The sequence below is a fragment of the Thermincola ferriacetica genome (genome assembly GCF_001263415.1).
Classification (GTDB): domain Bacteria; phylum Bacillota; class Thermincolia; order Thermincolales; family Thermincolaceae; genus Thermincola; species Thermincola ferriacetica.
In genome coordinates, this window is record NZ_LGTE01000002.1 from 220,175 (window position 1) to 239,610 (window position 19,436).

Sequence of the window (19,436 nt, forward strand, 5' to 3'; positions counted from 1 at the left end):
CATCAACGACTGAACGCCTGTTGGTGCCCGGCAGTTTACTTAGTTAGGGCCGTTTAATTCCTCCACAACAATGTTATCATTGGTAAAAACACAAATAGAGGCGGCTATCGTCAGCGCCTCCCTGGCTATCTTCGCAGCATCCAGCTCAGTAAACTTTATAAGCGCCCTCGCGGCAGCCAGTGCGTAGGATCCCCCCGAACCTATGGCCGCCACATTATCGTCAGGTTCAATTACTTCGCCGTTGCCCGAAATGATCAACAGATGTTTTGAATCGGCAACAATCAGTAGCGCCTCCAGCCGGCGGAGAATTTTGTCCATCCTCCATTCCTTAGCCAGTTCAACGGCGGCTCTCTGTAAATTTCCCCTATACTCCTCAAGTTTGCCTTCAAACTTTTCGAATAAGGTAAATGCGTCGGCCACTGAACCGGCAAACCCGGCCAAAACCTTATCGTTATATAACCGTCTTACCTTTCTGGCCTGATGTTTTAACACTACATTTCCACCAAAAGTTACCTGACCGTCGCCGGCTATTGCTGTTTGGCCGCCCTTTTTCACCGCAACAATAGTGGTTCCCTTGAACATTTAATTACCTCCTATTCAAGCCCGCGGATGTGCTTTCTTGTAAACTTCTTTTAAATGTTCTCTGGTTACATGGGTATAAATTTGTGTCGTAGACATTTTAACGTGCCCCAATAATTCCTGTACTGTTCTAAGGTCTGCCCCAGCATCCAATAAATGGGTGGCAAAGGAATGACGGATAATATGGGGGCTTACCCTCTGCCTGATGCTGATTTTACGCACGTATTTATTAACGATATCGCGAATACTGCGTACAGAAATACGTTGTCCCGCTTTGTTCAGGAAAACAGCCTCCGAAGGTTCTTTTGACCTGCAGGCCAGCCTGGTTCTGCCGTGAGTAAGATAGGCTTTCAGGGCGTTTATGGCAAACTGACCCAGTGGAACAACTCGTTCTTTGGCGCCTTTGCCCATTACACGCACATAACCTGTGTTCAGGTCGATATCGGTCATATCCAGATTGACCAGTTCACTGACCCTGATTCCGGATGCGTAAAGGGTTTCCAGAATGGCCCTGTCTCGCAATCCCCTGGGAGTGTTTCTCTCCGGCGCTTCAATCAGGTTTCTTATGTCGTCCTGGTATAAAAATTGCGGCAGTCGTTTTTCCACTTTCGGGGTAGCAACTTCAATCAACGGGTTTCGCGTAATTACTTCTTCCCGGCATAAAAACCTGAAAAAAGTCCGCATGGCTGCCAGTTTTCGAGCTATGGTACTTCTGGACAGTCCTCTTCTCTGTAGTTCAGCCAGGAATTTTCTGATTACCAGGTGGTCAACCCGGTCCGGTTGCAGATTTTCCGGAGTTATATTAATTTCAGCACTTATAAAGTCCACCATCTGGAATAAGTCAGTCTGATAGCTCTGCAGTGTTTTTTCGGAGGCATTTTTTTCGACCTGTAAATAGACCATAAAATCATCAACATAATTGTACATATTTCGTCACCCCTAATAAACATGATACTGAAGGTGTACGTTTTTTCAGGGGGACTATTATAAATTATTTTTAAAATTTTCCAATGTTATCACTGCTCTTTCAGAAATCAAACGGTTCTTCATCTTTTTATCTTTGATTCTTTCTTCCAGAGGCGGTAAAAGGCCAAAATTTATGTTCATAGGCTGAAAACTGGCCGGATTAGCCGTAGTAATGTAATGGCTCAATGCTCCATGGGCCGTGGCCGGGGGAAACACCACCGGTTCCTGCCCTTTTACCAGTCGGGCGGCATTGATTCCGGCCATCAATCCGGCTGCAGCAGATTCAACATAACCTTCAACACCGGTAATCTGTCCGGCAAAGAACAGGTCTTTTCTTTTGCGAAACTGAAAAGTTGGCTCCAGCACTGTAGGTGAATTAATAAATGTGTTCCTGTGCATCACGCCGTATCGAACAAATTCCGCCTTCTCCAATCCCGGTATCATGCGGAACACCCGCTGCTGCTCCCCCCATTTTAGGTGGGTTTGAAAACCGACTATATTGTAAAGCGTTCCTTCCATATCATCCTGGCGCAACTGGACAACGGCGTATGGCCGTTCCCCAGTTTTGGGATTTTCCAGGCCAACCGGTTTCATCGGCCCGTAGAGAAGGGTTTTCATCCCCCTTGCCGCCATGGCTTCAATGGGCATACAGCCTTCAAAAAATATTTCCTTTTCAAAGGTTTTTAAAGGGACTGTTTCGGCTGAAGTCAATTCATGCCAAAAACTTTCATATTGTTCCTTGGTCATCGGACAGTTCAGGTAATCGGCATCACCTTTGCCATACCGAGAAGCCCGGTAAATAACGTCGTGGTTGAGGGATTCATAGGTGACTATCGGAGCTGCCGCATCATAAAAATATAAATAATCTTCGCCGGTTAACTCTTTGATGCTAGCCGCCATTGCTTCGGAAGTCAAGGGGCCGGTTGCTATAATTGCCGGACCATCATTCGGTACCGATGTGACCTCTTCCCGGACTATTTCCACTAAGGGGTGGTTTTCCAATTCAGCAGTAACCTGGGCGGCGAATTTCTGCCGGTCCACGGCCAAGGCGCCGCCTGCAGGCACCCTATTGGCATCGGCACACTTCATGATCAACGAATTCATTATGCGCATTTCTTCCTTTAACAGCCCGACAGCATTTTCCATACCTGCCGCCCGTAGGGAATTGCTGCATACCAATTCAGCAAAGTATGCAGTTGTATGGGCCGGCGCCATTTTTTGAGGCCGCATCTCGTATAATTTTACTCTTACACCACGGTTAACTGCCTGCCAAGCCGCTTCCGACCCCGCCAGTCCTGCTCCGATAATTACTAATTCCGCTTCCATTGGAATCACTTCCTATATCGTTTTGGTCTCGGCTTTTTCTTTATAGTTGCAGTTTTCGCTTATGCATTGGTAAACAGCGCCTTTATTCTTGAATTTCTTTTGTACCAGCATACTTTCACATTTCGGGCACTTCTTTTCGGTTGGCAGGTCCCAGGTAACGAAATCGCAGTTGGGATAATTACTGCACCCATAAAATTTACGACCTTTTTTACTTTTGCGCAATACCAATCGGCCATCGCAGTGCGGGCACTTGACCCCCGTTTCTTCCAACAAAGGTTTGGTATTTCTGCATGCAGGAAAACCGGGACAGGCCAGGAACTTGCCGTAACGGCCCATTTTCACCACCATGTTGCGGCCGCATAATTCACAAATTTCTTCTGTCACTTCGTCTTCCAGTTCTACCTGGCCGATAACCTTTTCAGCTCTTTCCAATGTATCCTTAAAAGGCCGATAAAAGTCTTTCAGTACTTGGACCCAGTCCATATCGCCTTCTTCGATTAAATCAAGTTTTTCCTCCATGGCAGCCGTAAACTGGATATCAATAATATCAGTAAAGTGCTCTTTTAGCAACTCGACTACAACCATGCCTAGTTCAGTAGGATGAAACTGTTTCTGTTCTTTGACAACATACCCTCTTTTCTGAATCGTCTCCACGATAGGCGCATATGTACTTGGCCGTCCTATACCATGTTCTTCCAGAGCCTTGATTAGAGTTGCGTCGGTATACCTGGGCGGAGGCTGGGTAAAATGCTGCTTCGGCACCAGTGATGTGGCAATCAGCCTTAATCCTTCTTCCAAATTTTCCGGCAGTGTTTTTTCTTCCTCATTGTCATCTTCATCTTTGCCCTCAGTATAAATCTTCATATATCCCGGAAACTTGATAATTGAACCATGGGCCCGGAATGTATAATCCCCTGCTTCTATATCAATACTGGTTGTATCGAGGACGGCAGGACTCATCTGGCTACTGACAAATCGTTCCCAGATAAGCTTGTAGAGCTTATATTGGTCTCGGCTTAAAAAATTCTTTACCTGGTCCGGCTCCCTAAAAACAGATGTGGGGCGGATAGCCTCATGAGCATTTTGTATCTTACCGTTAGATGTAAACTGCCTCGCTTTCTCCGGTACATACCCCGTACCGAATTTCCCTTTTATATATTCTCGTGCTTCCGCCTGGGCCGTTTCAGCAACCCTGGTGGAATCTGTTCTGATGTAGGTCACCAAACCAACGGTTCCCTCAGGCCCTAAATCCAGTCCTTCATATAGCTGTTGTGCAACCTGCATGGTTTTCCGCGCAGGGAAATTAAGCTTGCGGTAGGCTTCCTGTTGCAGGCTGCTGGTAATAAATGGCGCTACCGGATTTCTCTTTTTTTCCTTTTTCCTTAATTTAGTAAGAAGGAAAGAAGCATCTTTTAAATCGTCCAGTATTGCCTGGGCTTCTGCTTCACTGCCGATGTGGATCTTTTCTTTGCCTTTTTGCAGCAATTTTGCCTCTATGGTCCATTTTTTATCTGTCCCGGTAAAAACTCCGGTAATATCCCAGTACTCTTCCGGAACAAAGGCTTTGATTTCCTCTTCGCGGTCACAGATCAGCCGTACGGCCACAGATTGTACCCGACCGGCACTGAGACCCTTTTTTACTTTCCGCCACAACAGCGGACTCAAGTTATATCCCACCAAGCGGTCCAGAATTCTCCTGGCCTGCTGAGCATCTACCCGGTGCCGGTCAATAGTCCTGGGCTCTTTGATGGCATTGACGATAGCATCCTTGGTAATTTCATTGAATTCTATCCTGCATTTATCTTTTTCGTTTATATCCAGGTAATGCATCAAATGCCAGGCAATGGCTTCACCTTCACGGTCCGGGTCCGGTGCTAGAAGAACCTTGGAAGACTTCTGGGCCGCCTGCTTTAAATCTTTAAGTATTTCTCCTTTTCCCCGAATAGTTATGTATTTGGGAGCAAAATCATGTTCGACATCGACGCCAACCTGGCTTTTGGGCAGATCCCGGATATGGCCCATAGAAGCCTTTACCCTATATCGTGATCCCAAAAACTTGCCAATAGTCTTTGCTTTGGCCGGTGACTCGACAATAACCAGAACCTTGGACAAAACGTAATCACCTCATCTGATAGCTATTATAGCCACTAACCCTTTTTTTTAACATATATAGAATGAATGAATGGTTTAGAACTCCATTATCATTTGAAAAATAATTTATACGTTGCTTACAAATAACTGTCCGTCAATTCGTTTGACAAGTCCCTTCAGTTCCAGAAAGGTCAACGCAGCGCTTACCTCCGCGGGATTTATCCCGGCTTTTTCCACTATCTCTTCTATATTGACCGGTTCCAAGGTTAAACAGGCTAAAATCCTTTGCTCAGCGGGATTTAGATCAAACTCCTCCCTTTTTTCCTGCCTTTCCCTGTCCAATCCGTATTCTTCAAGAATGTCCCGGGCACATTCAACCAGTTTGGCCCCCTGCTTTATTAAACTGTTGGTGCCTTTGCTCAAGAGGCTCGTTGCCGGGCCGGGCACGGCAAAGACATCCCTTCCCTGCTCCAAAGCCAGGTCGGTCGTAATTAAGGACCCACTGTTCTGAGCTGCCTCCACTACCAGAACTCCGTCGGCCATCCCACTGATAATTCGGTTTCTCATGGGAAAATGACTCGGTTGTGCCTTTGTCCCCGGGGGAAACTCAGAAACTACGGCGCCATGAGTGATTATATTATCCATTAACCTTCTGTTTTCCCTCGGGTAAACAATATCTACCCCTGTACCCAGTACAGCAACAGTGCGCCCGCCGCCTTCGAGGCAGCCTTTGTGAGCAGCAGAATCAATTCCCCGGGCCATACCGCTTATTACTGTTACCCCTGCTCTGGCCAATTCCCTGGCTATTTCTTCTGCCATTTTAAGTCCATAAGGAGTACACCTCCTCGCCCCTACAATGGCAATGTTTAAACAGTCGTCATCAGGCAATTGGCCCCGAACATACAATACGTAGGGAGGAGTGGCAATATTTTTTAGCCTGGCCGGGTAGCAGTTATCTTCAATAGTATATACCGATATACCCTGTTCTGCAAGAATATTAATCTCTTTCTCCAGGTCGGTCCTCTCACGCAAACTAATCAATTCATCAATTGTCTTGGTAGGAATTTCTTTAATACAGTAAAGCAAGCTTGGTTTGGCTTGCCATACTTCTTTCGCCGACCCGAAATAGGAAATCAGCAGCTCCAGCCTGCGCGGGCCAATACCCGGTAATCTGCTCAGGCCAAATAAAAATTTCCGGTTATCCATCATCCACCTCTAAAAATCAGTAAGCATAAAACTCATGCTAACTGTTTTTCGGGATGATTTATACTTTTCCTGCCTGGCAGGCAAAATTTTGTTACGTGACTAATGTCAGAAGCCCTGCGAAGGACTGTTCCTGGTGCAGTATAGGACGATACAAATCACCCACCTTTTTAATCCGTGGAAAAATAGTTTTGATGTTAAAATCTTCTGGTTCAATATCACCGGCCCGGACCTCATCCCACGTCAACGGAGTGGAAACCGGCGCTCCGGGGTGCGGCCGCAGGCTGTAATGAAAGGTCATAGTGTGGCCCCTGGTATTCTGACCGTAATCCAGATATACTTTACCTGCCCGTTTGTCTATAGACCGTTCGAGCGTTGTTTTTTCCGGGTAAACAGCATGTATGTGTTCAAATAAAAACCTGACCCCTTCTCTTACCTGGGCATAAGTAAATTCAGGCCGCACAGGAAGAAAAATATGCAGTCCCGTAGAACCTGATGTTTTCGGATACCCTTGGAGACCAAACCGGTCCAGGGCTTCTTTAACCAACATAGCCACATCCAATGTATCCTTAAAAGTAGCCGGGGGAAAAGGATCTAAATCAAACACCACAATGTCCGGGTAGTCCAGCCTTTCCTTCTGAGCCATCCAAATATGCAGTTCTATACAGGCCTGGTTCGCAAGCCATACTAAGGTAGGCAAGTCATCACAAACAATGTAATTGACTACTTTATTCTCACGTTCCGAAACCAGCGGATAGGTTTGCACCCATTCGGGCGTGTATTCAGGAGCGTCTTTTTGGTAAAACATTTTTCCGGTGATTCCGTCAGGGTAACGGCTCATAATAAAGAGCCTGTTTTTGATATAAGGAAGAATGTAAGGGGACATATCTACATAATACTTTATCAAATCAGCTTTTGTATAACCATCGGGCCACATTTCCTTTTCCAAATTTGTTAAGCGCACTTCTTTCTCTTCTATTTGTACGATCTGACAGGTCAAAAACAATCACTCCCACAAAATATGAGTTCAGTTAACTTTGCTCAAAAATACATTGAGCCGGAGGAATTTCGACAAAAGCCTGAATGCTTGGCTGCCTGAGTGTATGCCCCTCTGTCCATTCAATATACCTGATTTTAGCCGTTAATTCCGGTTTCACCCAGGTAACATTTTTTACCCGTGCAGGTTTATTGACAAAAGGACATTCACCGCTTACTAAGGGTTTAATTCGTTCAGTCAAATCCCTCCATTCGGCCCTAGTCAATTTACCCGTACCGGCGTGGCCTATGTACCATAACTGACCGTCCCTGTCGTATAATCCCAGGAGAACAGCGTTAATGATATTACCCCTATAGGTTGCCCCTCCAATCACGGCCACCAAATCACGATAGTTTTTCAGTTTACGCCATCGGCCATCTTTACCTTTGATGGTATATCTGCTGCTGATATCCTTACAGACAATCCCCTCCAGGCCCTGGGCCTTTATGGCATCGAACAAAATTTCCGCTTCGCGGAAATTTTCCACTAACTGCACATCCTCTTGGGGAACTATGCATCGGTTCAGGATTTCCTGACGTTCTTCAAGAGTACGGCCAATAATCCATTCCCCATTAAAGTAAAGAACATCAAAAATCATATAAACCAGAGGAATGGCTTTTCGGACATGGCCCACTTTTTCGGGCTGCCTTATGCCGTCCCTTTTCATTACTTCATGAAAAGAAGGTTTTCCCCGGCGGAAAGCAATGATTTCACCATCAAGAATTATTGACGAAGCAGTACAAAAACGCCTGATTTCAACAAATTCGGGAAACTGTACCGTTCTTTCATGTTGCCTCCGGTTATATAACCGGACAGAATGTCCGTCATAATATGTAAGAACACGGACCCCATCCCATTTTACCTGGGCTATCCATTGTTCGCCGTGCGGAATTTGTACTGCACTGACTGGTTCAAAGGGAACTACCGGTGTAAACTCCATGTGCCCCTCCTTTTTTTACAAAAAAACCATTTTCAGGACGTTTTGCGGACCCTTTTTTTCCTGGGTTTTTCTTCTATTTGCTCCTTCTGGGCCTGCCGCCTTTCCTTTTCTGTTTTGGCCAGTTCTATACTTTCCTTGAGGGCTTCCATTAAATCGACAACTTTCCCAGTTTCGGGTCTGGGCGCAACTTCGATTTCCTCGCCGGCAATTTTAGCCTGGATCAGGTCCAACAAGGCTTGCCTGTACTCATTAGTATACTTTTCCGGGTAGAAATGCTCTGACAAACTACCGATAAGTTGTAAAGCCATTTTACGCTCGGTTTCGTTTATTTTTACTTGGTAATTAAGTTCCGGCATTAAATCCACGGAACGAATTTCATCGGGATAATGCATGGTGGCCATCAAGATAGCGTCCTTATAAACTCGTAAAGCCACAATGGCCTCCTTTGATCTTATCACTACTTTGGCTATAGCAATCTTATTGGCTTCCTTCATGGCGCTCTTTAATAATTCGTAGGCTTTCTGCCCTCCGTCACCCGGAGCCAGGTAATAGCTTTTGTCAAAATAGATGGGGTCTATTTCTTCCATCTCCACAAAATCTATTATATCAATTGACCTCGCTGTCTCCAGAGGCAGTTTCTCAAAATCCTCGTCCCGCAAAATTACATAGCGCCCCTTTTCGTATTCATATCCTCGTACGATTTCTTCCGGTGGAACTGTCGTCTCACAGGTTGGGCATACCCTTTCATATTTGATAGGTGTCTTGCATTTTTCATGCAGGTAATTGAACTTCACATCCTTATCTTCCGTTGCTGTATACATCTTTACCGGCACATGCACCAGCCCGAAGCTGATGGCCCCCTTCCATAAGGTCCGCATACCACACCCACCCTCTTTGTTTTTCATATTTTAACCGGAATCTTTTTGCTGCTTTAGTTGCCTTTACTTTATTATCACCTGGGCGATGATCAAAAATGTACATAAACCCCTTTGACTTCCTAATCAAACAATGGTAAAATTTGTTTCAAGAAATGGAGGTATGGGTATGTACTTTACAAGAAAAGGTGAAATAAATACCGATGAAACCATCAGGTTAGCTCTGGAAAAGGCGGCTGAACTAAAGATAAAGCATTTTGTGGTCGCTTCGCACAGGGGCAAAACAGCCGAAAAACTGTTGAACAAGGGGGTTCAAGTTGTCTGTGTCACCCACCATGTAGGTTTTTCGGGTCCCGGAATCGATGAAATGACTCCGGAAGTGCGCAAAAAGTTACTTGATGCAGGATGCAAGGTATTAACCACTACCCACCTATTTGCCGGGCTGGACCGGGCTATCAGAAACAAGTTCGGGGGAGTGTACCCCACGGAAATTATGGCCCAAACCCTGCGTATGTTCGGCCAGGGCGTGAAAGTATGTGTTGAAATAGCTGGTATGGCTTTGGATGCAGGACTTATTCCTCATGGCGAAGATATCATAGCCATCGGCGGCAGCGGTACCGGCGCTGACACGGCTATTGTGGTAAGACCTGCTCATTCTAACCATTTTTTTGATACTCAAGTCAAACAAATTATTTGCAAACCCATGGAAATATAAATTAAAAGGTGTGCATATTTTAGCACACCTTTAGTCATTGAAAGGCAATTTAACAACTACGCGGGAATTGTCATCATTTAAAGCCATAATCAGGTCTCCATGGTGGTTTTCTATAATCTGTTTAATAACCCTTATACTGAGGCTGTCATGGCATTCAAAAACATCAAATCCATGCTTAAATATTTTTTTTTCGAAATCTTTTTTCTCATTGCTGCAAACCTTAAAAATGATTTCATTATAGCCTGCTTCCTTTTTAGATTCAACAGTAATAAACAAAACAGTTCCTTCGGCCATCGCCTTAATCAGATTTTTCCCCAGGTGATATAAAGCAATTCTCATCTGGTCAAGGTCCACCTTAGCATAGGCCAAGGTATCTTCGAATTTTGTTATAACCTGAACCCGGTTATCAACGGCCTCTTTAGCCAGTAATGGCAATATTTCGTCCACAAGTTTGCTTAAATGTACCCATTGTTTTTTGGGAAAAGTAGGTTTTGTCAGTAACAAAAACTCCTCTATCAGGTTTTCTATAATTTCTGTTTCCTTCAATATTCTGTTTATGTACTGCCATTCTTTGCACCCTTTTTCGAATTGCTGTCTTAGTAATTGGCTAAAACCTTTGATCCCGGTCAAGGGATTCCTTATTTCGTGAGCAATACCGGCGGCAACCTCCCCCAAAGCAAGTATTATTTCTTCCCATTGTTTTTGTCCTATTTGGTGTTTTTTCCCTTCCATCGATGTGGCTAATTTCTGACTGAGTATGCGGTCTGCTGTACCCACCATAATTATCACCGAAAACCTCTCTTTCCATTTTATACCTTTTACATGTATCTTTGATTCAAAAAAACTTACATCTTTTTCTACTTCCAATGCCTTAATTCCTTTAAATTTTGGTTAAAATAAATGTTGATTTATGAGAAATTTTCCCGAATTTGGGTGCACGCAAAAAAAGCGCCTGTGCAGGCGCTTTTTTATACTTTAATCAGATTATATTCTCTTGTACCCAGGCCAATTTCCGCACCGTAAGCCAGTTGCACGGCCCAGTCAATCATGGGGTGTACGCCGCCAAATTTATCGTCTATATCGAAATGGTAACCGTCCAGCCTGGTATTGGGAAGGGCTTTTTGTTTATTTACCAGATCTACACAGGCCTGGTCAAGAGCCACAGGGTCCATGGAGGCCAGAATACCTACATCATTTACAATAGGCGCATCGCTCCACCCACAGCAATCGCAGTCCGGCGTAACATTCATTACAAAGGTAATAAACCCCACTTTGCCTTTTTTGTTAGCCATTGCACCAATACAGTATTCAACCATTTTTTCCTGAAAATCATCGGGGTCCGTTTTCCAGTTAATTGCTATCGCATGAGCCGGACAAGTAACGGTGCATTCGCCACAGCCAATACATTTTTCTTCAGAGATACGGGCAACTTTTTCGTTTACCGTAATGGCATCTGCAGGACACCAATGGGTGCATTTGGTGCAGCCAATACATTTGTCAGCATCAACTTTAGGCAGGACACTGGAATGCATCATTTGCTTTCCACTGCGGCTGCCCGTACCCATACCCAGGTTCTTGATCGCTCCGCCAAAACCCGATGCTTCATGTCCTTTAAAATGTGAAACCACTAACATTGAATCAGCATGGTAAACGGCGCTGGCAATATTAACTTCGCTGAAATGTTTGCCGTTTACCTTGACTTTTACGTAGTCTTTGCCGTTTAAACCATCGGCAATTATTAAGGGAGCATCCACGACAGCATAGTCAAATCCGTTTTCTATGGCTGTCCGCAGATGGTCTACAGCGTTTGAACGAGTCCCTACATATAAAGTATTGGCGTCGGTCAAAAAGGGTCTTCCTTCACATTCCTTTACCTTTTTCACTAATCGCCTGAAGAACTGTGGCCTGATATAGGCGGTGTTTCCTGATTCGCCAAAGTGTAATTTAACAGCTACCAGGTCTTTAGGCTGAATTATATTTTTAAACCCAGCCCTGTCAAATAACTTTTCCACTTTGTCCAACAGGCTTTCTCCATTTTTGGCTCTCATATCTGTAAAATATACATCGGCAGCCATTTGATCCCTCCTCGCTTGCTGGCTACTATTTGTTAAATAATAAAGTATTCTGCTTTAATCGGACTTTTCCTCTTTTAAAATTGGTGAAAAGGCAAAAGAGGCCATCAACAATGGCCTCTCTAAGTAAGTTATTTGGCGAATACGTGATTTCCGATTACCCTGGTTACCGGCAGGGTCCTAATCCAATTATCCGTACTCGTTTTCGGGTTATAGAAGAACAAAGCCCCTGAAGTAGGGTCTTTTCCTTCGATGGCCTCTTGAGCAGCCTTAATTGCTGCTTCACTTGGCTCCATATTGATGGTTCCATTACTTACGGGAGTAAATTGATATACCCCATTGGTCTTCTGATAGATGATTTCCCGTATGCTGTCGGGAAACCGGTCGCTGGCCAGCCGGTTCAGGATAACGGCCCCTACAGCCAGTTTGCCTATATCATCCTCGCCCCGGGCTTCGGCGTGGATCAACCTGGCCAATAATTCTATATCTTCCTGTGAAATATAGGTATTGACCTTATTGCCCATAGCCGGCTCTGTCATATTTCTTTTTTTACCGGGAATTATTAAATTTTGCCCCGGGAATATTAAAGTATTATTCATCCCGTTTACGGACATCAATTCATTCAACGAAATCTTATATTTCCGGGCAATTCTAAACAGATTATCACCCTTTTTTACTTCGTAAACCCGGCTTTGCGAAGGGATTTTCAGTACCTGGCCCGGATAAATTACCGTAGTGGCCAAATCATTGGCGGCCATTATTTCCTGATGGTTTACCCCCATTAATCTACTTATTTTATACAAATTATCGCCAAATCTCACTTTATAGCCAGTACCGGCATACGCAGACCCTGTCACGGTAACCATAATAAGGGTAACAATCAGTAAAACAGTAATTCTTCTCATCATTCAACCTCCTTGCATGATTGTACCCAGTATTATTATGGTCAATTCAGGGAGTTTTTAACCATTTTGTTTTTTTCTGGTACTTATACCTCCAGGGTCGCTAAAACCGGCAAATGGTCTGACGCATCGGAATTGATCACTTCCAAACTGTAATCCACAATATTCTCGGAAACCAGTATATAATCTATACGGGCAGTCGGGTTGTCGGCAGGAAAGGTGGGTCCGCTGTTTACGCCCAGATCTCTGACCAAACCTTCCAAAGGTCTCAGTTCATCAGTAAAGGCGTTAAAATCCCCCATTAAAATAACCGGTGTACGTTCACCCCTGATAAGACCGGCCAGGGTTTCTATCTGCCCGACTCGTTCTTCCTTGTTTAAGCCTAAATGGGTAACCACGACTGTCAGCTCAGTACCGGGCAGTTGTATCCTGGCCTTAATACAGGCCCGGAACTCTATTTTGGAATGTAGTTTTATACATTCCCAGGCTATGATAGGAAATTTTGACAAAATGGCGTTACCGAAAAAACCGAAGGGCCCGATTTTGATGGCAGGGCCAAAAACATAGTATGGAAACCCGTTCTGGGCCAGCTTTTTGGACTGGTCCACAAACAGTGTACGGGGGCTCATTTTTTCGACTTCATTTAAGCCGACTATGGAAGGCTTGTAAACCTCAAAAAGGTTGTTAATTTGCGGCAAAGAGTCTTTTTTGGACAACCCTATACAGGAATGAACATTATAAGTCATTACCCTTATAATCATATCTGTTCCTCCGGATTACCTTTCTTTGTTTAATATTATGCCCCTTAAGCCCTTACGGGCACTGCTAATCCGGAAGTACAGGTTACAGGACGAACTTTTCTATAACCTCAATTACTCCCCGCCAGTATTTACCCTTGGCCACGTAATCGGCATATCTTTTCGCCCCTGCCGCCGCATTGCCTACTGCTACTCCCAGCCCGGCCCGCTCCATCATCTCCACGTCATTTGCTTCATCACCAATGGCTATAGTCTCCGCGGGGCTTATCCCCATTACCCGGCACAGTTCTGCCACGGCAAAACCCTTCGAAACCTTGGGGTGAGCTACATCCAGGAAAAAAGGGCGGGAATTGGCTAAATAAAGTTGGCCCGCAAAACGGTCCCTGAATATGGTTGTCCATTTTTTTATTTCTTCCGGCTCCGCTCTTAATGTTATCATAATCGGGTCCTTATCCAATACGGAAGCAAGACGCCTGACATAAACAAATTTCACGCCCAAAGCGTCAGCATAAGGCCGCGTAAAAACCTCTTCTGTATCGGTAAAAACAATATCATCCCTGAAAATAAACCGCATCACAGGCTGCCCTTCAGTTAATTCAACAATTTCTCCCGCTTTGCCTTTCGGCAGAGGTACTTCCATCATCGTTTCATCGGTAACGGGGTTTCTGATCAAAGCGCCGTTATAGGTAATTAAAGGCACCTTTAGCCCCAGTTCCCTGGCATACTGAACTGCCGATGGATAGAGCCGGCCCGTGGCAAAAGTAAACTCACAGCCCCTGCCGCGCGCTTTTATAACCGCTTCTTTCAATTCGGCAGCCAGAGTGTAAGTTTGGTCAAAAATTGTGCCGTCCAGATCGGAAACTATTAATTTATATTTTCTTAGGTCCTTCATTTTCTTAACCCCGCAGTCAATTTCTAAACCGGTCGAGGACCTTAAAATATTTCTTCCGCCAGATTTAATAGCGCGTTTATTGCCGCCACAGCAATAGTGCTGCCGCCCCTCGTACCGATCATGGTAATATATGGAACAGGGGTGTTCATCAGTTCTTCCTTGGATTCCCTGGCCCCCACGAACCCAACTGGCGTACCTACTACCAGGGCCGGTTTTATTTTATCCTGCTTGATCATCTCGCATAAAGTAAACAAGGCTGTAGGTGCATTGCCTATGGCGACAATCGCTCCGTCAAGCAGTTCCGCTTTCATTTTCATGGCCACCATCGCCCTGGTCTCACCGGTTCTTTTGGCCTCTTCAATGACAATGGGGTCTTTGATAAAACAGTACGTGGTCATGTTAAACCGGGCCAGCTTCCGCGAATTTATTCCCGCCTGCAGCATATGCACATCGGTAACTACAGGCCTTCCGGCCCGGATAGCTTTAAGCCCGGCCTCAACGGCATCGGGACTTATCTTTATTAATTCAGGGCAGCTTAAATCGCCGGTAGTATGGACAATACGCCTGATAATTGCCCGTTCTCCTTCCGGCATCTTCCTCAGAAAAGGGAGACTGTTTTCGATTATCTGCATGCTCGTTTTTTCAATATCAATCGGGTCCCTGACAAAATCCACCTCAGGATACCTCCTTAATCCGGTCCAGGAGTACACCGACAATCCGGTCGTCGGCGCCCAGGTTTTTGGCAAGCACTATTTCTACGCCCGGGTTCTTGTCTTTTTGTTCGGCAATTACTGCCGGAATATCTTCCTGCACATGTATTCCGTTATACAGAAACAGCGGTAAGATGATGACTTTTCGCGCCCCTTTGGCTATCACAGTTTGTATGGCTTCCGGCAGGTCAGGCTTGTTGAACTGCAGTGATGCTATTTCCACAATACCGTCACCCAGGCTTACCCTGACCATTTTCGCTATTTTCTTTAAGGTCTCCAATGCTTCCGGGGCCTTGCTGCCGTGGCCCAGGATGATAATCCCTCTGTCCATTAAATTACCCTCCTTAATATTTCATCAATCACCGTAAAAACATTTTTCCCCAGCGTTTCAGGCCTTTTTATTACCAGAACGGGAATACCCAGTTCCAGGGCGGCCGATATCTTTGTGTCAGCCCCTCCGACGGAACCGGCGTCTTTTGTAACCACCACCCCGGCCCCGTAATCCTCAAACATGGCTTTATTTAAACTATGGCTAAAAGGCCCTAAAACGGCAATTACATCTTTTGGCGTCAACCCCAGGGCAAAAACCTGTCTGAGAACATCTGCATCGGGTAAAACTCGGGCTACCACCCGCACCCCGAGTTTTTGGGCTTCCGCCACAAAAGGCACAAGTCTTTTACTTCCGATAGTTAGAAAAATGTTTCCTTTGTTCTTGAAAGCCAATTGAACCGCCTTTACAGCGGCTTCTTCATAAGAATCAACTTTCTCCACCAAAGGGTCCCCGCCGACCACTGCGGGCCTTTCGTACCGGTAATACTCTATACCCATTTCCTCGGCCACAGCCGAAGCCAGTTTGGATATTTCCTCGGCATAGGGATGGGTGATGTCAATGATGATATTAATCCCTTTATCTCTAATCAGTTGCACCAGGCTTTGTCTGTCCAGGCATTTCCGAACCACTTGCGCAGATTGTTCCCTGGCTAATTGCATGCCGTAATCGGATGTAACCGTTGTTATAAAAGGCTTGCCTGCAGCCTTAAGCCTTCCGGCCAGTACACCCGCTTCCTGAGTGCCCCCAAGCAGTAAGATCATAAGCTGTAGCCCCTGGGCGTTATCATGAGTTCTGCTGAGCTAAAGGTTCTGTTGTTACCAATTAAAACAACGGTAAACATATCGATAGGGTGCTTGAGGAATTCGGCCAGGGTAGAAACGGTTACTTCTTCATTACCCCGTTTGGCATTTCTTACAATGCCTACAGGAGTATTACCCGGTTTATATTTAAGAAAAATTCGCTGCGCCTCTTTAATCTGTTCTGTCCGCTTTTTACTCACGGGATTATATAACACCGTAACAAAATCTCCTTGAGCAGCATATTCCAGCCGCTGAACTATTGTCTTCCAGGGTGTCAAGAGGTCGCTCAAACTGATTACGGCAAAATCATGCATTAAGGGCGCTCCCAAAGATGCCGCGGCAGCATTGGCAGAAGTAATCCCGGGAATAATCTCAATATCAATTGCTTCCTGAACACCCATTTTCAGCGCTAATTCCAGGACTACGCCGGCCATACCGTAAATACCGGGATCGCCGCTGCTAATAACAGCCACGGACCGTTTTTGCAAAGCTATTTCAATGGCCTTTTGGCAGCGGTCTACTTCTTTCATCATTCCGGAACTTATTACTTCCTTGCCTTTGACCAGTTCTGCCACCAGGTCTATATAAGTCTTGTAACCGACAATGACTTCCACTTGCTGCAGTGTGCGGTATGCTTTTATACTCATCTGATCCAAATCGCCGGGGCCGATACCGATTACTGCTAAATATCCTCTGCTATTGCCACCGTTACACCCTTCCCGGAGGTTTTCGGCAAAATCAGTTTCCCCTGATTGCCCGTTTCCAACAAAGCCGCCGGTTCGCATACTCCATCAACTCCTAACTTTTCTTTTACAAATTTTGACCTGGTCAGTTTCCCGGATTCCTTGCAACTAAAGACTTTCTGCAGTTCACCGGGGGAATAAAATTGCACCGGTATATTCCATTCCCCGGCCAGTTCCAGCAAGGCCGGTTCTTTCGCTTTCAAATCCACCGAAGCAATGGCCCGTACACTTTCAAAAACCACATTGGCTTTTGCCAGCGCATCAATCACCGCGTCACGTAGAGCAGCTTTACTGACCCCTTTTCGGCACCCGATGCCCAACACCAGGTTCTTTGGCCGCAGGAACAATGTATCCTCTGAATTACCCGGCAAAAACCTGTTGGTTACCACCACTCGGAGTGCCCCCGCATCCTCAGTGGGTTTGAATTGATACACAGGAAACTGTACGACGTTTTTCGGCAAGGACGTATTTATTTCTTCATCACAATAGAGATGAACAAGGGCACAGTTAACTATAGCCGCATTGACCTTTTTTACAAGAGAAAAATCGCCCACTGCCCATCCCTTTTCTTTGGCCATCATCTCAATAGCCGGTAGCCCCTGAACGTCGGTGGCCGTTGTGATAACAGGGTTAGCGCCCATTTCCTGCGCCAGTTCGCTGGTCAGGCCATTGGCCCCACCCCAGTGCCCCGAAAGTACGCTGATCACATTGCATCCCTTTTCATCAAGCACTACTACTGCCGGGTCTGTTCTCTTATCCTGCAGATGGGGAGCAATTAATCGCACCACGATGCCCAGGGCCATTATACAAACAATTGCTTCATATTCATGCATCAGTTCAGCCATTAAGTCACGCAACGGTTTTCTGAAAGGGCTGCGGTGTCCGGGCAGCTTCAAAAGACTGTATTTACCGGGTACGAAAAACATAACCTGGTGTCCGCGTTTTGTCAGGGCTTTTTCAACTTCCGCCCCCTTTTGGATGCCTTGCTTGGTCAATGCAACTACGGCAACTTTCAACTCTGTCCCTCCCGGTAACCATGGCTGAAATTCTTGTCATACAATTTGGATAAGGCATACTGTCCCCGGAAGACATCACTGACTATAATTAGGGCTGTCTTGGTGATATTGGCTTCCCTTACCTTACCGGCTATGTCATCGAGGGTCCCCCGGACAATTCTCTCGTCCGGCCAGGATGCCTTTTGAATTACGACTACAGGTGTATCAGGCGGGTAACCTTCTTTTAATTCCTCTGCTACCTCTTCAATAGCATGCACGCTTAAGAAAATACACATTGTCGCCCGGTAACGGGCTAATTTGCGCAGCCGTTCTTTTTCCGGCACTTCAGTTCTTCCTTCCAGCCTGGTCAGGATCACTGTTTGCGTTACATCGGGCAGCGTGTATTCCTGCTTCAACGAAGCCGCTGCCGCGACGAATGAACTTACGCCGGGGATCACTTCGTAAGGTATATTCATATTCTTTAAAGCATCCATCTGTTCCTGTATTGCGCCGTATATGCTGGGGTCACCGGTGTGCACCCGGGCAATGATTTTTCCTTCGCGGCAGCCCTCTTTCATTACCGTCAAAACCTCGTCGAGATTCATATGGGCGCTGTTGTAAATTTTGGCTTCCGGGCGCGCATATTTAAGTATTTCCTTGTTTACAAGAGAACCGGCGTAGATGATTACATCGGCGCTTTCTATGGCCTTAGCTCCTTTGACAGTAATCAGTTCCGGGTCGCCCGGCCCGGCGCCTATAAAATATACTTTCATTATAATCTCCTCCAACCCGCTTTCCTGATAATCATAATGGACATATAGTCCTTGTCCTTGCCAACTAACGATTCCAAATCTGTTGTATAAAACTGGTCGGGATAACCACACCTGCTTACAAAAACTGCCTTGTCCAGCAGTTTTTCCTCCCGCAGCAGTTGTACCACTTCATCATAAATTCTATTTACCTTCATCAGAACAATGTTTTCAAATTTTTTGACAATCTCTTTGAGCTCTTCTATGCCGTAAGCTGCCGGAATAACGGCCAGCTTTTCTTCGCCTTCCGTTAGGGCTTCATTTATAAAGGCAGAACAAGCGGCAAAAGCCGTCACTCCCGGAATTGTCTCTACCTTGATTTCCGGGTGGCTGCCTTTAATGCGTTCCAATAAATAGGCATATGTACTGTAAAACATGGGATCGCCAATAGTAATAAAGGCTACCTGCCTGCCTTTCCGCAGTTCGCTTATTACCTGTACGGCGGCCTGGTCCCAGTGTCTGGCCAAAACTTCATTGTCGGTAGACATGGGAAACAGTAATTCCAAAATGTCAAACTGTTTTTCAACAGCCTTTTTGACAATGGATAATGCCAGGCTTTCTTTTTCAGCTCTTGACTTCGGTACACACAGCACATCGACGCTTTGTAAAACCCGCCAGGCTTTGAGCGTCAATAGTTCGGGGTCGCCCGGCCCTACCCCCAAACCGTAAAGTTTTCCTGCCATTGTTTTCCCC

The 19,436-nt window shown here is 45.6% G+C and carries 21 protein-coding genes; 1 reads left to right on the forward strand and 20 read right to left on the reverse strand.

Going from position 1 to position 19,436, the window contains the following annotated elements; translation table 11 throughout:
- Positions 1–39 precede the first annotated feature (39 nt).
- The 8 genes from hslV to ku form a co-directional block, all read right to left on the reverse strand.
- Positions 40–582, reverse strand: a complete 543-nt coding sequence (gene hslV / locus Tfer_RS02785; protein ID WP_052216783.1) for an ATP-dependent protease subunit HslV — start codon at positions 580–582, stop codon at positions 40–42.
- Positions 583–597: 15 nt separating this feature from the next.
- Entirely contained in the window at positions 598–1,506 is a 909-nt protein-coding gene (gene xerC / locus Tfer_RS02790) for a tyrosine recombinase XerC (RefSeq protein ID WP_013120417.1), read from the reverse strand.
- Between the two features lie 57 nt (positions 1,507–1,563).
- Positions 1,564–2,871, reverse strand: a complete 1,308-nt coding sequence (trmFO, locus tag Tfer_RS02795) for a methylenetetrahydrofolate--tRNA-(uracil(54)-C(5))-methyltransferase (FADH(2)-oxidizing) TrmFO (protein WP_052216784.1) — start codon at positions 2,869–2,871, stop codon at positions 1,564–1,566.
- Between the two features lie 12 nt (positions 2,872–2,883).
- Positions 2,884–4,983, reverse strand: a complete 2,100-nt coding sequence (gene topA / locus Tfer_RS02800; RefSeq protein ID WP_052216785.1) for a type I DNA topoisomerase — start codon at positions 4,981–4,983, stop codon at positions 2,884–2,886.
- A 105-nt stretch (positions 4,984–5,088) separates the two neighbouring features.
- The gene (gene dprA, locus Tfer_RS02805; RefSeq protein WP_242843541.1) at positions 5,089–6,171 is read right to left on the reverse strand and encodes a DNA-processing protein DprA; all 1,083 of its coding nucleotides are present in this window, start codon (positions 6,169–6,171) and stop codon (positions 5,089–5,091) included.
- 88 nt (positions 6,172–6,259) lie between these two features.
- Positions 6,260–7,165 carry a non-homologous end-joining DNA ligase gene (gene ligD, locus Tfer_RS02810; RefSeq protein ID WP_052216787.1) on the reverse strand — a complete coding sequence of 302 codons (906 nt, stop codon included), beginning with the start codon at positions 7,163–7,165 and terminating at the stop codon, positions 6,260–6,262.
- Positions 7,166–7,196: 31 nt separating this feature from the next.
- On the reverse strand, positions 7,197–8,141 hold the full coding sequence (locus tag Tfer_RS02815) for an ATP-dependent DNA ligase (RefSeq protein WP_052216788.1): 945 nt from the start codon (positions 8,139–8,141) through the stop codon (positions 7,197–7,199).
- Between the two features lie 32 nt (positions 8,142–8,173).
- Positions 8,174–9,019: a non-homologous end joining protein Ku gene (gene ku / locus Tfer_RS02820; RefSeq protein WP_052216789.1), complete on the reverse strand. Its 846-nt coding sequence runs from the start codon at positions 9,017–9,019 to the stop codon at positions 8,174–8,176.
- A gap of 166 nt (positions 9,020–9,185) precedes the next feature.
- On the opposite strand from ku, the gene Tfer_RS02825 reads away from it, so the two are divergent.
- Positions 9,186–9,731, forward strand: a complete 546-nt coding sequence (locus tag Tfer_RS02825) for a pyruvate kinase alpha/beta domain-containing protein (RefSeq protein WP_052216790.1) — start codon at positions 9,186–9,188, stop codon at positions 9,729–9,731.
- 30 nt (positions 9,732–9,761) lie between these two features.
- On the opposite strand, the gene Tfer_RS02830 is transcribed toward Tfer_RS02825, so the two are convergent.
- The 12 genes from Tfer_RS02830 to cobI all read right to left on the reverse strand — a co-directional run bounded on the left by Tfer_RS02830 (position 9,762) and on the right by cobI (position 19,426).
- On the reverse strand, positions 9,762–10,598 hold the full coding sequence (locus Tfer_RS02830; protein ID WP_052216791.1) for a histidine kinase dimerization/phospho-acceptor domain-containing protein: 837 nt from the start codon (positions 10,596–10,598) through the stop codon (positions 9,762–9,764).
- Between the two features lie 101 nt (positions 10,599–10,699).
- A complete protein-coding gene (locus tag Tfer_RS02835; RefSeq protein ID WP_052216792.1) occupies positions 10,700–11,806 on the reverse strand; it encodes a DUF362 domain-containing protein in 1,107 nt (368 codons plus the stop codon).
- 128 nt (positions 11,807–11,934) lie between these two features.
- Entirely contained in the window at positions 11,935–12,708 is a 774-nt protein-coding gene (locus Tfer_RS02840; RefSeq protein ID WP_052216793.1) for a cell wall hydrolase, read from the reverse strand.
- Positions 12,709–12,791: 83 nt separating this feature from the next.
- Positions 12,792–13,466: an endonuclease/exonuclease/phosphatase family protein gene (locus tag Tfer_RS02845; protein WP_052216794.1), complete on the reverse strand. Its 675-nt coding sequence runs from the start codon at positions 13,464–13,466 to the stop codon at positions 12,792–12,794.
- A gap of 82 nt (positions 13,467–13,548) precedes the next feature.
- Positions 13,549–14,355: a Cof-type HAD-IIB family hydrolase gene (locus Tfer_RS02850; RefSeq protein ID WP_052216795.1), complete on the reverse strand. Its 807-nt coding sequence runs from the start codon at positions 14,353–14,355 to the stop codon at positions 13,549–13,551.
- Positions 14,356–14,396: 41 nt separating this feature from the next.
- Positions 14,397–15,029: a precorrin-8X methylmutase gene (locus tag Tfer_RS02855; protein ID WP_052216796.1), complete on the reverse strand. Its 633-nt coding sequence runs from the start codon at positions 15,027–15,029 to the stop codon at positions 14,397–14,399.
- Position 15,030: 1 nt separating this feature from the next.
- Entirely contained in the window at positions 15,031–15,396 is a 366-nt protein-coding gene (locus Tfer_RS02860; RefSeq protein ID WP_052216797.1) for a sirohydrochlorin chelatase, read from the reverse strand.
- Positions 15,396–16,157, reverse strand: coding sequence for a precorrin-6A reductase (gene cobK, locus Tfer_RS02865; protein ID WP_052216798.1), 762 nt, complete (start codon positions 16,155–16,157; stop codon positions 15,396–15,398). Before cobK ends, Tfer_RS02860 begins: the two co-directional genes overlap by 1 nt.
- Complete coding sequence (cobJ, locus tag Tfer_RS02870) at positions 16,154–16,843, reverse strand: precorrin-3B C(17)-methyltransferase (protein ID WP_052216830.1); 690 nt, start codon at positions 16,841–16,843, stop codon at positions 16,154–16,156. Before cobJ ends, cobK begins: the two co-directional genes overlap by 4 nt.
- A gap of 35 nt (positions 16,844–16,878) precedes the next feature.
- Positions 16,879–17,955, reverse strand: coding sequence for a cobalt-precorrin 5A hydrolase (locus Tfer_RS02875; RefSeq protein WP_052216799.1), 1,077 nt, complete (start codon positions 17,953–17,955; stop codon positions 16,879–16,881).
- Entirely contained in the window at positions 17,952–18,707 is a 756-nt protein-coding gene (gene cobM / locus Tfer_RS02880) for a precorrin-4 C(11)-methyltransferase (RefSeq protein ID WP_052216800.1), read from the reverse strand. Before cobM ends, Tfer_RS02875 begins: the two co-directional genes overlap by 4 nt.
- Positions 18,707–19,426: a precorrin-2 C(20)-methyltransferase gene (cobI, locus tag Tfer_RS02885; RefSeq protein ID WP_052216801.1), complete on the reverse strand. Its 720-nt coding sequence runs from the start codon at positions 19,424–19,426 to the stop codon at positions 18,707–18,709. Before cobI ends, cobM begins: the two co-directional genes overlap by 1 nt.
- Between the last annotated feature and the right edge of the window lie 10 nt (positions 19,427–19,436).